The organism is Aestuariivirga litoralis (assembly GCF_003234965.1).
Taxonomy (GTDB): Bacteria; Pseudomonadota; Alphaproteobacteria; order Rhizobiales; family Aestuariivirgaceae; genus Aestuariivirga; species Aestuariivirga litoralis.
The window spans coordinates 281,876-295,778 of sequence record NZ_QKVK01000002.1 but is presented as its reverse complement, the minus strand read 5'-3'; the positions used below and the strand labels follow the sequence as shown (position 1 = coordinate 295,778).

Here is a 13,903-nt window from a genome sequence, read left to right as displayed (position 1 = left end):
TTGTGCCCCCGGAATGCCTGCGATATGGTCTGGCGGAAAGGACCAAGTTCGGCATCAATGAGCAGACCACTTCTCGGCACCTCTTCCAGCGAGATCGGCATCGACCGCGACGACCGCGAGCCGATCCAGAGCCAGATCGCGCGCCAGCTGCGCTCGCTGGTGCTGAGCGGCCGCCTGAAGCCTCAGACCAAGCTGCCCTCCACACGCGCCCTTTCGGAGGAGCTCAACGTCGCCCGCGCCACGGTGGTCGAGGCCTATGAGCAGCTCGTCAGCGAGGGCTATCTCGAAACCCGCTCGGGCTCCGGCACCAGGGTCGCGGCGGAACTCCCCGAGACGCTGCTCACCTCGTCGCCCAAGGAGCGCGCGCGGGAACCGTCCCGCGCCACGGGCAGGCGCGAGCCGGCGCGGCCCTTCCGCTCCGGCCTCGTCGACTGGGAGAATTTCCCGCACGACGACTGGGGGCGCCTGCTCGGCCGCTTCTGGCGCAACCCGCCGGTGACACTGCTCGAGCACAACGACCCTTTCGGCTGGCTGCCGCTGCGCGAGGCGATCGCGCGCCATCTTTACGAATGGCGCGGCATCGACTGCGCGGCGGAGCAGGTGATCGTGACGGCGGGTGGCCTCGATGCCTTCGACCTCATCGGCCGCTCGATCCTGAAGCCCGGCGACGAAGTGTGGTTCGAGGAGCCGGGCTACCCCACGGCGCGGCGCATCTTCTCACTGGGCGGCGTCACCGCCATTCCGGTGCCCGTCGATGCCGAGGGCATGGTGGTGACCCGCGGCTGCGACCGCGCGCCCGGTGCGCGCGCCGCCTTCGTGACGCCTGCGCGGCAATATCCGACGGGCGTCACCATGCCGCTCGCGCGGCGGCTGGAACTGCTCGACTGGGCGGCCGATGCCGATGCCATCGTGATCGAGGACGATTACGACAGCGAGTACCGCTATGTCGGAAAGCCGCTGCCCGCGCTGATGAGCCTCGATAAGCGGGCCCGCGTCATCTACACCGGCACCTTCTCCAAGGTCTTCTCGCCCATCGTCAGGCTGGGCTACATCGTGGTGCCGCTGGCGCTGGTGAAGCGCTTCCGCGAGGAGCGCCTGTCGCATGGCGCGCCCCCCTCGCTGATGGCCCAGCCGGCCTTGGCCGAGTTCATGGGCTCCGGCGCCTTCGCCATCCACATCCGCCGCATGCGCCGCATCTACGCCGCGCGCCGGCGCGCGTTGATCGAGGCGCTGAAGCAGGCCGAGGGCAAGCTCTTCACCGTCGATGCCTCGCCCGCCGGGCTCATGCTGCTGCTGCGCCTGCCCGCGGGGGTGAGCGACGAGGCGATGGTCGAAAAGCTCGCCGCGAAGGGCATCGAGGCGCAGTCGCTGTCGAGCCATTATGCGGGGAGGAAGCGCGAGCAGGGTTTGCTGCTGAGCTTCGCCGGCTTCAGCGAGGATGATCTGCAGCAGGCCGCTGCGAAACTGATTGGAGTGTTGACATGAGCGATGCCGCCAAGAGCGATGCCTTCCGCTGGGTGGAGGAGAAGCAGCCGGACTGGTCCTCTTGGAACAGCCACATCTGGCATCTCGCCGAAACCGCCTGGCGCGAATACCGCTCGGCCGCCTGGTATGTGCAAAGGCTGCGCGAAGAGGGCTTCACGGTGGAGGAAGGCTCCGGCGGCATGCCCACCGCCTTCGCCGCCACCTGGTCCAACGGGCCGGGCCCCACCATCATGGCCTATGCGGAATATGATGCGGTGCCCGGCAACTGCCAGGCCGCGGTGCCGTGGCGCCAGCCGCGAAAGGGCCTGTCGCGCTTCGCGGGCGGCCACACCGACCCGCATTCGGCCCTCGGCATGGGCTCGCTCGTTGGGGCGCTTGCGGCCAAGGCGGCGATGGAGAAAAACGGCATTACCGGCACCATCCGCTTCATGGGCGAACCCGCCGAGAAGGTGCGCGGCTCGAAGCCCATCCATGCCGCCAAGGGTTACTATGACGGGCTCGACGCCATCATCTCCTTCCACCCCTTCTACATGCTGCCGCTCTGCAACACGGCGCGCTGGGACACCCATTGCGGGCCCTATTACGCGGCGATCTACGAATTCCTCTGCGAGCGGCCGGAGACGTGGCTGCAAGGAGCCGTGACCGATGCGGCGGGCGCCCCCATTCCCGCCGCGCACACCGCGGCCCGGGCACCCGGTGCCAATGATGCGGTCGTCGCCATGTACACGCTGTCCAAGATGATGCGCGACCACATGCTGCCGCATTCCGGCACCTGGACGCTGAACGAGACGATCCTCGCCAGCGGCCAGGCCACCGCCGACAACCTCGCCGCCCAGATGGCGATGATCATGTTCGCGGCGCGCTGCCCGGACGTCGCCATGCTGAAGAAGATCTACGCCGTGCTCGACCGCAATGCCGAGGCCGCGGCGGCGGCGGCCCACTGCACGGTCAAACGCCACTGGGTGTCGAAGTCGAAGCCCGGGCTCGCCAATCATGCCATGGCGGAGATCACCTTCCGCAACCTCGAACGCGCCGGGGCGCCGCGCTATGGCGACGATGCCGTGAAGGTGGCGCAGGCGCTGCAAAAGGAGCTGGGCCTCGACCCGATGCCTGAGCCCTTCGCCGACGAGCTCTCGGAACTCGTGCCGCCTGAGGAGGCGGAGCGCCGGCTGCGGCGCGACCTGCCGTCCTGGCAGACGCACTACACCTCCGACGACTACACCGACATGACGTGGTTCGCCCCCACGGTGCGCTTCTACATCGGCCGCGCCGTGCTCAAGGCGCCGCCGGGCTTCAGCTATCCCGAATGGGCACTCAACGCACTGGGCGGCATCCCGGCCACCATCGACCCCACGGTGGAGACGGCGGCCAAGACCATCGCCGGCACCATCCTTGACCTGATGACCGACAAGGCCGCCCTCGACCGGGCGCAGGCGGAGTTCCGGGAGCGCCGCGCCCGGGCCGAGGATGTGGCGCCCTGGTGCGACTATGCCCCGCCCATCGACTTCCCCTGGCCGGAATATGTCGAAACCCCGCGCGGCCGGGAATGGTGGATCCCGGCGACCGCCGTGGACCGGGCGCTGGAGCGGGGGTGAGGGATGATAGGCCCGATATCGAGTTCGTAACGATTGATTTTGGGTAGTTTGAGTAGCAGGTAGTCCCCTAGCTGGGTAAACCGGAAAACCGTCCTATCGCCTTCCGAGGGGCTCCAGACCTCCTTCAGACCCGTCACCCCGGCGAAAGCCGGGGCCCCGCTTTGCTGGCCGCAAGGAAGCGGGGTCCCGGCTTTCGCCGGGATGACGGATCAGGGGAGTGGGCTAGGACGCCAGGGGCCGCAGTTCCTTCAGCAGCTTGGCCCGGATCGCCCGGGCATAGTCCTCGAAATCCCGTGCCGGCTCCACGAAGCTGTCCGGCCCGATGATGACGCGCTGCCTGTAGTAGTCGGCCAGGGCCGGGCTGTCGGCCATGATGGGAAGCCCGTTGATGATGATGCCCAGCTTGCGTGCCGCCTGCCGCGCCGCCTCGAGGTCCGCCTCGCCATTGTCCTCGCCGTCGCCCGCCACGTCGATCACCTTGCGCTGGCCGTCGAATTCGTTGGCCTCGATCAGCGCCGCGCTGTCGCTGATGCCGGTGGCGATCGAGGTGGCGCTGGCCCACATGAAGCGGTGGATGAGGCCCATGCGGAAGCCGAAGGCCTTGGCGTCGCGCCCGCTGTTCATCTGGGTGAAGGGCAGCACGATCTGCGTCTCGCCCGGGCCGCCCCATTGCACGACGGCGACAGCCGCACCCAGCGGCTGCAGGTCCTCCACCGCGCGCTGCACGTCCGGGTCGCGGAAGGCGGCGGCGAGGCCCTGGACCTGCAATGCGAATTCCCGCTTGTCGACGCTGGCCGAGGCATCGAGCGCCAGGACGAGTTCGACGGCCACCGGCGTCTGCTGTTGTGCCGCGGCCGGCAGTGCCAGCAGGGCGAGCAGCGGGGCTTGCGACGCCATGGCGCGTGACAGGCCGCGCAGGCCGCGCCAAAACGCCCGCACGGAGGTTCCCATGCGCAAGCCCCTGATCGAAGTCGCCGCCGCCATCGCCCTCACCCTTTCCGCCATCCTAGCACTGGCGCCGGGGGCCCATGCCAGTAGCGTTATGGTGATGAAGGCCTATGCCCGCGCCTCGGCCACGGCCGGCGCCGAAACCGGGGCCGCCTATGTGAGCCTGATGCTACATGGCGACGCCGACCGGCTCGTCGCCGTCTCCACCCCCGCCGCCCGGATGGCGGGGCTGCATGAGACCAGGCAGGTCGATGGCGTGATGAAGATGGCGCATGTCGATGCGATCGACATTCCCGCCCATGGCATGCTGGAGATGAAGCCCGGCGGCTATCACATCATGCTGATGGGGCTGACAAGGCCGCTGAAGGAGGGAGACGAGATCGACCTCACGCTCACCTTCGAGAAGGCGGGCGAGGTGCAGGTGAAGGCGAAGGTGGGCGGCGTCGCCCAGATGAACTAGGCCTCGGGCGTTTCCTCGGCCGGGGTGGGCTCCTCGCGGAGCGGCCGCAGCGCCGCGTCCTCCGACTTCATGCGCCAGAACAGCAGGGCGAGGTTCAGGATGCCGAAGCCCAGCGCATACCAGATGAGCCCGAAGGCCAGTGGCAGGATGAAGATCTCGGCTGCCACCACGAAATAGTTGGCGTGGCGGATCCAGCTGTGGAAGCCCTCGTCGGGGAGCTTTTCGCCCGGCACCACCATGAGCCTGGTCGTCCAGCTGCTGCCCAGCGCCGCCACGATCCAGCCACGCGTCGCCTCGAGCACCACATAGGCATAGATCCAGGGCTGGTCGATCGGCGGGAGATAGGTCAGCACGAGGTACCACAGCCCGGCGAGCCACAGCACCTGCAGCGCCACCACGAAGCCATAGCGGTTCGACCCCACCTCGAAACCGCCGCGCGCCTCGATCTTCTTCGTGTTGCGGTGGGCGATGACGAGCTCGATCACCCGCTGCAGGGTGACGAGGGCAAGGATCAGGACATGGAGCCACATGCGGGCGAGTGTAGGGGGATTCCGGGGGCGGGGTAAGGGGGCTCATGGCCCCGGGGCTCATCATGACCGGGCTCGTCCCGGGCATCCTTTGCGGGCGGCGGAATAGGATCGCCGGGACGAGCCCGGCGATGATGGGAGGGGAGGGTTGAGCCAAGCCACCTTGCGGAGCCTGCGCCAGACCCGTCATAACGGCGGGAGCCTTCTCGAGAGACCGCGCCGCCTTGGACCTTCTGCACATCATCCTGCTCTTCGCCGGCGGCCTGCTGGCGGGCTTCATCAACGTGATGGCGGGCGGGGCGGGCTTCATGACCTTCCCGCTGCTGCTCGCGGCGGGCATGACCGAGATCGAGGCCAATGCCTCCAACTTCGTCGCGGTGCTGCCTGCCAATGTCGTGGGCACCGTCGTCTACCGGCACGAGCTGAAGAAGGTGAGGAAGCACCTGTGGCTGAGGCTCTGCCTCGCGGCGGCGGGTGGCGTGCTTGGTTCGTGGATCCTCATCCACACCGGGCAGGCGGCCTTCGAGCGGGTGATCCCGTGGCTCCTGCTCTTCGCCACCACCTCCTTCGCTTTCGGACCCTGGCTGAAGAACAAGCTCGAGCGTGACTTCGCCTTCGACGGCACGCGCTGGCTGTGGCTGTCCTTCGTGCTGGAGTTCATCGTCTTCGTCTATGGCGGTTACTTTGGGCTCGGCATGGGGATCGTGATGTTCGCGATCTACGCGATCTTCAGCCACATGAGCGTGCACCAGGCCAATGCCATCCGGAACATCACCATCACGCTGATGACGGTGATCTCGATACTGATCTTCGCGCAGGCGGGCGTCATCCGCTGGGTGCCGTCGCTCGTCATGATGACGGGGGCGATGATCTCGGGCTATTTCACCGCCAAGGTGGCGCTGCGCATTCCGCACCACTATGTGCGCAAGGGCATCCTCGTCTGGGCCGTCTGCCTCACGGCGCTGGCATTCCTGCGCTATCACTGAGGGCCCTGGCCCTGATCGCCTCGCGGTGCGCGGCATAGAGCCCGCAGACCACGATCAACACCATGCCGAGAATGGCGATCCAGTCCGGGAACTCGCCGAAGACGACAATGCCGGAGATGATGGCGAAGACCATCACCGAATAGCGGAAGGGGGCCGTGGCGGTGAGCTCGCCCAGCCGGAGTGTGGCCACCATCAGCAGATAGCCGGAGGAGAGGAAGCAGGCCGCGAGCGCCAGCAGGCCGACCTCCCACCAATCCGGCGGCGTCAGGCCCTGGAAGGCGATCAGCGCCAGGCCGCCCGCGGTGACGAAGCCCGCATTCGCCAGCGCCACCACGAAGACCGGGATGCGGGCGGGGATGGTCTTGGTCAGCAGGTCCCTCACCGCGACGAAGAGCACGATGGCCAGCGCCAGCACCTCGTAGATCGAGAAGTTGGCAACCGAGGGCTTGACGATCATCAGCACACCGATGAATCCGCCGATGATGGCGATCATGCGCCGCCAGCCCACCTCCTCGCCGAGGAACAGCATGGAGAGCAGGGCCACGGCCAGCGGCACCGCCTGCATGACGGATGTCAGGTTTGCGATGGGCATGTGCACCAGCGCGGTGACGAAGGCGACGGTGGCGAAGAGATCGCAGGTCGAGCGCATCAGCACGTTCTTCTGGCGGATCTTGGGGAGTTCCTTCAGCAACCCCTGGGATGCGCAGATGGCGGTGAGGATCGCCATGGCCATAACGCCGCGCAGCGCGATCAGCTCGCCCACCGGCAAATGCTTGCCGACGATCTTCACGATCGTGTCGTTGCAGACGAAGGACCCCATGGCGCAGACCATGAGGACGCCGGCGCGGAGGGCGGTGTTTTGCGGCAGGCGGAGCATCAGCGATGGGTAGCGCGCTTCCGCCCTGCGCCGCTATGCCGGAATTGCAAGGCTCAGCCGCCGGTGACGCTCATGTGGCGCGCCACCGCCGGCTTGTTGTGGCGGCGGTCGATGACGAAGTCATGGCCCTTGGGCTTCCGCCCGATGGCCTCGTCGATGGCGGCATTGAGAAGCTCGTTCCCCTCCGAGGCGCGCAGCGGCGCGCGGAGGTCGGCGGCGTCCTCTTGTCCGAGGCACATGTAGAGCGTGCCGGTGCAGGTGAGGCGGACACGGTTGCAGCTCTCGCAGAAATTATGGGTCATCGGCGTGATGAAGCCGAGGCGGCCGTCCGTCTCCTTCACCCGCACATAGCGTGCCGGGCCGCCGGTCTTGTAGGCGATGTCCTCCAGCGTGAACTGGTCCATCAGCTGCGCGCGGACGACGGAGAGGGGGAGATACTGGTCTGTCCGGTCGCCGTCGATGTCACCGAGCGGCATGGTCTCGATCAGCGTGAGGTCCATGCCTTCCCCATGCGCCCAGCGCAGCATCTCGGGGATTTCGGTGTCGTTGACGCCCTTCAGCGCCACGGCGTTGATCTTGATCGACAGGCCGGCCTTCTGCGCGGCCTTCAGGCCCTCCTTCACCTTGGGCAGGTCGCCCCAGCGGGTGATCTGGCGGAACTTCGCCTCGTCCAGCGTGTCGACCGAGACATTGATGCGGCGGACGCCATGACCGGCGAGTTCATCGGCGAAGCGGGCAAGCTGCGAGCCGTTGGTGGTGAGGGTGAGTTCCTCCAGCGCGCCACTCTTCAAGTGGCGGCCAAGGCTCTCGACCAGTGTCATGATGCCCTTGCGCACCAGTGGCTCGCCGCCGGTCAGCCGGATCTTCTTCACGCCCTTGTCGATGAAGGCGGTGCAGACGCGGTCCAGCTCCTCGAGCGAGAGCAGGTCGCGCTTCGGCAGGAAGGTCATGTCCTCCGCCATGCAATAGACGCAGCGGAAGTCGCAACGGTCCGTCACCGACACGCGCAGGTAGCTGACGTGGCGTCCGAATGGGTCGATCAGGGCAGGTTGGGCGGTCATGGTGCGTTATATTTGGGCGTATACACCGGCAAGGTCAACCCGCACCTTGCGCGGCCGCAAGCTGCTTCTGGCTGGGCAGGAACATGGCGAGCAGCCCGAAGGCCGGCAGGAAGGAGCAGACGTGGAAGACGAAGCCGATCGAGGTCCAGTCTGCGATCACGCCGAGGAGTGCTGCACCCGCCGCCGCGATGCCGAAGGCGAGGCCGAAGAACAGCCCCGAGATCATGCCAACCCGCCCCGGCATCAGCTCCTGCGCAAAGACCAGCATGGCCGAGAAGGCAGAGGCCAGGATGAAGCCGATGGGCACGGACAGCATGACCGCCCAGAAGTGGTTGGCATAGGGCAGGGCGAGGGTGAAGGGCAGGGCGCCCAGCACCGAGAACCAGATGACGGCCTTGCGCCCGATCCTGTCGCCGATGGGCCCGCCCAGCAGCGTGCCCGCGGCGAAGGCGGCGAGATAGATGAAGAGGTCGATCTGCGCTTCCTTGGGGCTGAGGCCGAAGGTGTCGATCAGGTAGAAGGTATAGAAGCTCGACATCGACGAGGTGTAGACGAATTTCGAGAACATCAGGCAGAGCAGCACGGTGAGCGAGGTCATCACCATGCGCCGCGGCAGCGGGTTGGGCGGCACATGGCCGCGCTTCACCCCGTTCTTGGGCGAAAGGTGATGCGCATACCACTTGGCGGCATAGCTGAGGATGGCGACGGAGAAGAGGGCGAGGAGTGCCAGCCACGCGACGCTCCCCTGGCCATGCGGCACCACGAAGAAGGCGGCGAGCAGCGGCCCGATGGAGGTGCCGAAGTTGCCGCCCACCTGGAACACCGACTGCGCGAAGCCGAAGCGCCCGCCCGATGACAGCCGCGCCAGCCGCGAGGCCTCCGGATGGAAGATCGACGAGCCGATGCCGATGAGCGTGGCGCCCACCAGGATCATCTCGTAGCTGTGGGCGAGCCCCACCACCACGAGGCCGACGAGCGACAGGGCCGGCGCGATCGGCAGCGAGAAGGGAAAGGGCTTCTTGTCGGTGTAATGCCCGATCAGCGGCTGCAGCACGGAGGCCGTGGCCTGGAAGGCCATGGTGATGAAGCCAACCTGGGCAAAGCTCAGGTTGTGCAGGTCGCGCAGCAACGGATAGATCGAGAGCAGCAGCGCCTGCAGCGTGTCGTTGATCAGGTGCCCCGCCGTGACCGCGAAGAGCACGGCATAGGTGGTGCCCTGGACCTTGGCGGGGGTGAAATGGGTGGTGACCATGGAGACTGCGTAGCGGGAAACGCGGGTTGTGGCCAATGCCGGGTTGGCAGGTTGGGTATGTGTTGGGTCGCCCTCTGCCGCGGAAGGAGCGGGGGCGTGACGAGCCTATGCCCTCTCGCCTTCCCAAAGGCCCTCGGCGCAGGCCAGAATATGCCGTTTCAGGCCGCGCTTCCTCAGTTTTCGCGCCTTGTGTTCTCCCGCAGGAACGGCTGAGGGTATCGGATCTTCCGAGACATCGAACAGGTAATAGTCGGAGTGCCGCCGGGCCGCATGTGACAGCCAGAACATATCGTAGGATTTTTCCAGCTGCGGCTTCATCTGCTCGTAGTCCGTATCCACGATCGCCTTGGAATGAATGTCGCATCCGACGGCAAGGATGGAGCCACATCCGAATTTGCGGGCTAGGCCGCGGATGGCCAGGATCAGCACCTCTTCCGGTGCAATGTCGAAACAGTCCCTCACCAGATGGCGGCGGAACTCCCGGAGATGCGGCTGGCAACCCTGGCTTCCGCCAATGAGGATGGCCGCTTGGTCCGGCTGGCCGGTCATTCCCGTGCAGAAGCTGAATGTGAGAAAGTGGACGACGCAACCGTCACACTCCACGAACAGGATGAAATCCCCTTCCTCGATGTTGATGTATCTGTTGTACCTTAGCTTGACGGTCACATTCCCGGACTTTGCCGGAACAGCGGCAACGGTCATCCCGCTTCCCATCAACTGAGCATGAAGTCCGGCATCCTTTATGCGCTGCGAGACGCGGAGGTTGGCCCAGAATATGTTTCGAATCGAGCTGCTGTTCATGAGGCTGGAAATCCGCTGCGGCCGGAGTTCGAAGGTCACCCTGTACAGTGTCGAAAGCACGGCTCCGCGCTGCCTTGCCCTGTCGGGCTCCAGTCCGCACGCCTTGTCTCTCAGCGTCGCCAGGAGACGTGGTTCAAACAACAACCGGACGACGACATCCGAACCGCTTATGACCCGCTTCAGGTAAGTTGCGTACCTCGCAAGCATGTTGCTTGGTAGTTCTACGAGGATGCGCATGCAGGCAGTGCCGGAGCCAAAGTCTGTGGTGACGATTGCATGGCTCATGGCTATGGTTAGTGCCGGAGTCAATTCACAAACGGCGGCCGCTTCCCGCGGTTATGAATGCGGCCGGCAGTCCATGGGGCGTGCTGGTCTCAACCCGCCGTCCTATCGCCCCTTCGCCGTGCTCAGCAGCCAGTCCTTGAAGGTGTCGAGCGCCTCGGTGCGGCGCGCGATGCCGGAGGCGGGCTCGATGATCGAGTAGGCGTAGTCCTGCTTGATGTCGATGTCGAAGAGCTGAACGAGGCGGCCCGAGGCGAGGTCATCAGCGATCAAGCTCTTGGGGCACAGCGCGATGCCCTGGCCGGCCAGCGCTGCGGCGCGCAGCAGGTTGAAGTCCTGGAAGATGGGGCCGGGCGAGGGGCCGGCATGCTTGAGGCCGGCGTGGCGCATCCAGTTCTGCCAGTCCAGCCGGTCGGTATCATGGAGCAGGGGCTTGCCCAGGATGGTCTGCGGCACGTCGAAGGGGCCTTCCTTCTCGAGGTAGATCGGGTTGCAGATCGGCACCGTGCTGCCGGGCAGCAGCTTCGTGGAGCGGCAGCCGTCCCACTCGCCGGGCCCCCACAGCACCGCAATGTCCACCTCGTCGAAGTCCACCTTGTGGTCGGCGAAGGCATAGACCACCTTCACCGAGATCTCCGGGTGCTCGCGGAAGAACTGCGACAGCTTGGGGATCAGCCAGATGGTGGCGAAGGAGGGGAGTGCGGCAATGGTGAGGGCCGGCCCCTGGTCCGACTGCTGCAGGCGGCGGCAGGCGGCGGCCATGATGTCGAAGGCCTCGGCCAGCGAGCGGGCGAGTTCCTGGCCCTTCTGGGTGGGCATGGTCTGGCGGCCCAGCCGGTCGAACAGGGTGATGCCGAACCACTGTTCGAGCTGGCGCACCTGGTGGCTCACGGCGGACTGGGTGACGTTCAGCTCCTCCGCTGCCCGCGAGAAGGAGCCCGAGCGGGCGGCGGCTTCGAAGCAGCGGAGCGCATTCAATGAGGGCAGGCGGGACACCGGGAAGGCTCCATGAGGAAATTTCATGGATTATGTGAGGGATCGTCTTTTGACACAAGGGCTTATCCGGGGAAGTTATTCCGCACATTTCAAACCCGGAGAAACGCCCACCATGAACCTCGCTCGCCCTGCGGTCGTCGACTATCGCAACAATGGCAAGAAGCCGAAGCCGACCTTCTCGGACGCCGAGATGAAGCGCCGCCAGGACGGCATCAAGGGCTGGATGAAGAAGGCCAAGGTCGATGCCTGCCTGTTCACCAGCTACCACAACATCAACTATCTCTCCGACTTCCTCTATTGCTACTTCGGCCGCAAGTATGGCCTGGTCATCACGCCGAACAAGACGACCTCCGTCACCGCTGCCATTGACGGCGGCCAGCCGGCGCGCCGCACCTTCGGCGACAACGTGACCTATACCGACTGGTCGAAGGAGAACTATTTCGTTGCCATCAAGGCGCTGATGAAGGGTGCCAGGCGCATCGGCATCGAGTTCGACCATGTGAACCTCGACTTCCGCAAGCAGCTGGAAGACGCCTTCCCGGGCGTCGAGTTCGTCGACGTCGCAGCCCCCTCGATGCGGCTGCGCATGATCAAGAGCGCGGAAGAGATCAAGCACATCACCAAGATGACGCGCATTGCCGACATCGGCGGCGCGGCCTGCGTCGAGGCCATTGCCGTTGGCGTTCCGGAACATGAGGTGGCGCTGCATTCGACCCAGGCCATGGTGCGCGAAATTGCCAAGGTCTGGCCGCAGGGCGAGCTTCTCGACACCTGGACCTGGTTCCAGTCGGGCGTCAACACCGACGGCGCACACAATCCCGTCACCTCGAAGAAGATCAGGAAAGGCGACATCCTGAGCCTCAACTGCTTCCCGATGGTGGCGGGCTATTACGTCGCGCTCGAGCGCACGCTCTTCGCCGAGACGGCGTCCAAGGAGCACATTCGCCTGTGGGAGATCAACTGCCACGTCCATGACGAGGGCAAGAAGCTGCTCGTGCCGGGTGCGAAGTGCTCCGACGTCGCCAAGGCGCTGAACGAGATCTATGCCAAGCACGATCTCCTCAAGTACCGCACCTTCGGCTATGGCCACTCCTTCGGCGTGCTCTGCCACTACTATGGCCGCGAGGGCGGCCTCGAGCTGCGCGAGGATTGCGACACCGTGCTGGAGCCCGGCATGGTCGTCTCGATGGAGCCGATGATCATGATCCCCGAGGGCCAGAAGGGTGCCGGCGGCTATCGCGAGCATGACATCCTGGTCATCACCGAGAAGGGCAACCGCAACATCACCGGCTTCCCCTATGGCCCCGAGCACCTGATCGTGAAGGCCGGCGGCGGGTCCAGGAAGAAGGCAGTTGCCAAGAAATCGGCCAAGAAGAAGCGCTGATTTCGCGTCTGACACGAAGTCTATTCATGGGGCGCGGCGCAGGAGGGACTTGCATCCCCGGGCCCGCGCCCTATGATATTTTCTCAAGCAGCCATAAAACACGTACAGGGTGAGGACACAGGGGAATGGCCAAGGACGCCGCCAGCGACGCGATGGTTCGCTTCGTCAATGTGCAGAAGAGTTATGACGGCGAAACGCTCGTCGTGAAGAACCTCAACCTCGACATCGCCAAGGGCGAGTTCCTCACCATGCTCGGCCCCTCGGGCTCCGGCAAGACCACGACGCTGATGATGCTGGCGGGCTTCGAGCCCGCGACCCATGGCGAAATCTACCTCAAGGACCAGCCGATCAACAACGTGCCGCCGCACAAGCGCGGCATCGGCATGGTGTTCCAGAACTATGCGCTCTTTCCCCACATGTCGATCAACGAGAATCTGGCCTTCCCGCTGCAGGTCCGGAACGTTCCCAAGGCCGAGATCGAGGAGCGCGTCGCCAAGGTGCTCAAGATGGTGGAGCTGCCGCAGATGGGCAACCGCCGCCCCGGCCAGCTTTCGGGCGGCCAGCAGCAGCGCATCGCGGTCGCCCGGGCCCTCGTCTTCGAGCCCGACCTGGTGCTGATGGACGAGCCGCTGGGGGCGCTGGACAAGCAGCTGCGCGAGCAGATGCAGTACGAGATCAAGCACATCCATGAGCGCCTCGGCGTCACCATGGTCTATGTGACGCATGACCAGTCGGAAGCGCTCACCATGTCGAACCGCATCGCGGTGTTCAACGATGGCATCGTGCAGCAGCTCTCGACGCCCGCCGAGCTCTATGAGCGCCCGGTCAATTCCTTCGTCGCGCAGTTCATCGGCGAGAACAACAAGCTCAAGGGCACCGTGGCCGAGATCGGCGCCGACAATGTGGCGACCGTGAAGCTCGAGACCGGCGAGATGGTGAAGGCGCTGGCCATCGGCCCGCGCGAGAAGGGCGGCCGCACGCTGCTTTCCGTCCGCCCTGAGCGCGTCGAGATCAATCCCAATGCCCAGACGGCGGACGTGATCCTGTCCGGCCGCATCGCCGAGCTCATCTACCTGGGCGATCACATCCGGGCGCGGCTCGAGGTGGCGGGCCATGACGACTTCATCGTCAAGGTGCCGAACAAGGGTGCCTCGGAGCATGTGGCCGAGGGTCGCCAGGTGCAGGTGGGCTGGAAAGCTGCGGATTGCCGCGCACTGGACTTTGCCGAGTTCCGGCACTGAGGTGAGGT

13 protein-coding genes are annotated in these 13,903 nt (G+C 65.6%); 6 read left to right on the top strand and 7 right to left on the bottom strand.

The features are described 5' to 3' along the window. The first annotated feature begins 57 nt into the window (after nucleotides 1–57). A complete protein-coding gene (gene pdxR, locus DK847_RS05330) occupies nucleotides 58–1,485 on the top strand; it encodes a MocR-like pyridoxine biosynthesis transcription factor PdxR (RefSeq protein ID WP_111196598.1) in 1,428 nt (475 codons plus the stop codon). Continuing rightward, the gene (locus DK847_RS05325) at nucleotides 1,482–3,080 is read left to right on the top strand and encodes a M20/M25/M40 family metallo-hydrolase (protein WP_111196597.1); all 1,599 of its coding nucleotides are present in this window, start codon (nucleotides 1,482–1,484) and stop codon (nucleotides 3,078–3,080) included. The genes pdxR and DK847_RS05325 overlap by 4 nt, the downstream gene beginning before the upstream one ends. A 222-nt stretch (nucleotides 3,081–3,302) precedes the next feature. Here DK847_RS05325 and DK847_RS05320 read toward each other — a convergent pair whose 3' ends face one another. Beyond that, the gene (locus DK847_RS05320; protein ID WP_161957159.1) at nucleotides 3,303–4,031 is read right to left on the bottom strand and encodes a DUF1194 domain-containing protein; all 729 of its coding nucleotides are present in this window, start codon (nucleotides 4,029–4,031) and stop codon (nucleotides 3,303–3,305) included. On the opposite strand from DK847_RS05320, the gene DK847_RS05315 reads away from it, so the two are divergent. Next, on the top strand, nucleotides 4,030–4,488 hold the full coding sequence (locus DK847_RS05315) for a copper chaperone PCu(A)C (RefSeq protein ID WP_111196595.1): 459 nt from the start codon (nucleotides 4,030–4,032) through the stop codon (nucleotides 4,486–4,488). The genes DK847_RS05320 and DK847_RS05315 overlap by 2 nt on opposite strands. Here DK847_RS05315 and DK847_RS05310 read toward each other — a convergent pair. Further along, nucleotides 4,485–5,018 carry an isoprenylcysteine carboxylmethyltransferase family protein gene (locus DK847_RS05310; protein ID WP_111196594.1) on the bottom strand — a complete coding sequence of 178 codons (534 nt, stop codon included), beginning with the start codon at nucleotides 5,016–5,018 and terminating at the stop codon, nucleotides 4,485–4,487. The two genes, DK847_RS05315 and DK847_RS05310, sit on opposite strands and share 4 nt — an antisense overlap. A gap of 221 nt (nucleotides 5,019–5,239) precedes the next feature. Between DK847_RS05310 and DK847_RS05305 the strand changes: the two genes are divergently transcribed. Next, on the top strand, nucleotides 5,240–6,001 hold the full coding sequence (locus tag DK847_RS05305) for a sulfite exporter TauE/SafE family protein (RefSeq protein WP_111196593.1): 762 nt from the start codon (nucleotides 5,240–5,242) through the stop codon (nucleotides 5,999–6,001). On the opposite strand, the gene DK847_RS05300 is transcribed toward DK847_RS05305, so the two are convergent. From DK847_RS05300 to gcvA, 5 genes are all read right to left on the bottom strand, one after another. Further along, nucleotides 5,970–6,878 carry a DMT family transporter gene (locus tag DK847_RS05300; protein WP_111196592.1) on the bottom strand — a complete coding sequence of 303 codons (909 nt, stop codon included), beginning with the start codon at nucleotides 6,876–6,878 and terminating at the stop codon, nucleotides 5,970–5,972. The genes DK847_RS05305 and DK847_RS05300 overlap by 32 nt on opposite strands. A 53-nt stretch (nucleotides 6,879–6,931) precedes the next feature. Further along, a complete protein-coding gene (gene moaA / locus DK847_RS05295; protein WP_111196591.1) occupies nucleotides 6,932–7,939 on the bottom strand; it encodes a GTP 3',8-cyclase MoaA in 1,008 nt (335 codons plus the stop codon). Nucleotides 7,940–7,973: 34 nt separating this feature from the next. Further along, nucleotides 7,974–9,191 (bottom strand): MFS transporter, encoded by a 1,218-nt coding sequence (locus tag DK847_RS05290; protein ID WP_111196590.1) that lies wholly within the window; start codon nucleotides 9,189–9,191, stop codon nucleotides 7,974–7,976. 105 nt (nucleotides 9,192–9,296) lie between these two features. Then, nucleotides 9,297–10,277 carry a DUF535 family protein gene (locus DK847_RS05285; protein WP_111196589.1) on the bottom strand — a complete coding sequence of 327 codons (981 nt, stop codon included), beginning with the start codon at nucleotides 10,275–10,277 and terminating at the stop codon, nucleotides 9,297–9,299. Nucleotides 10,278–10,379: 102 nt separating this feature from the next. Beyond that, on the bottom strand, nucleotides 10,380–11,270 hold the full coding sequence (gene gcvA / locus DK847_RS05280; protein ID WP_161957158.1) for a transcriptional regulator GcvA: 891 nt from the start codon (nucleotides 11,268–11,270) through the stop codon (nucleotides 10,380–10,382). Nucleotides 11,271–11,382: 112 nt separating this feature from the next. Between gcvA and DK847_RS05275 the strand changes: the two genes are divergently transcribed. Beyond that, nucleotides 11,383–12,654, top strand: a complete 1,272-nt coding sequence (locus DK847_RS05275; RefSeq protein ID WP_111196587.1) for an aminopeptidase P family protein — start codon at nucleotides 11,383–11,385, stop codon at nucleotides 12,652–12,654. A gap of 125 nt (nucleotides 12,655–12,779) precedes the next feature. Next, on the top strand, nucleotides 12,780–13,895 hold the full coding sequence (locus DK847_RS05270) for an ABC transporter ATP-binding protein (protein WP_111196586.1): 1,116 nt from the start codon (nucleotides 12,780–12,782) through the stop codon (nucleotides 13,893–13,895). Nucleotides 13,896–13,903: the final 8 nt, after the last annotated feature.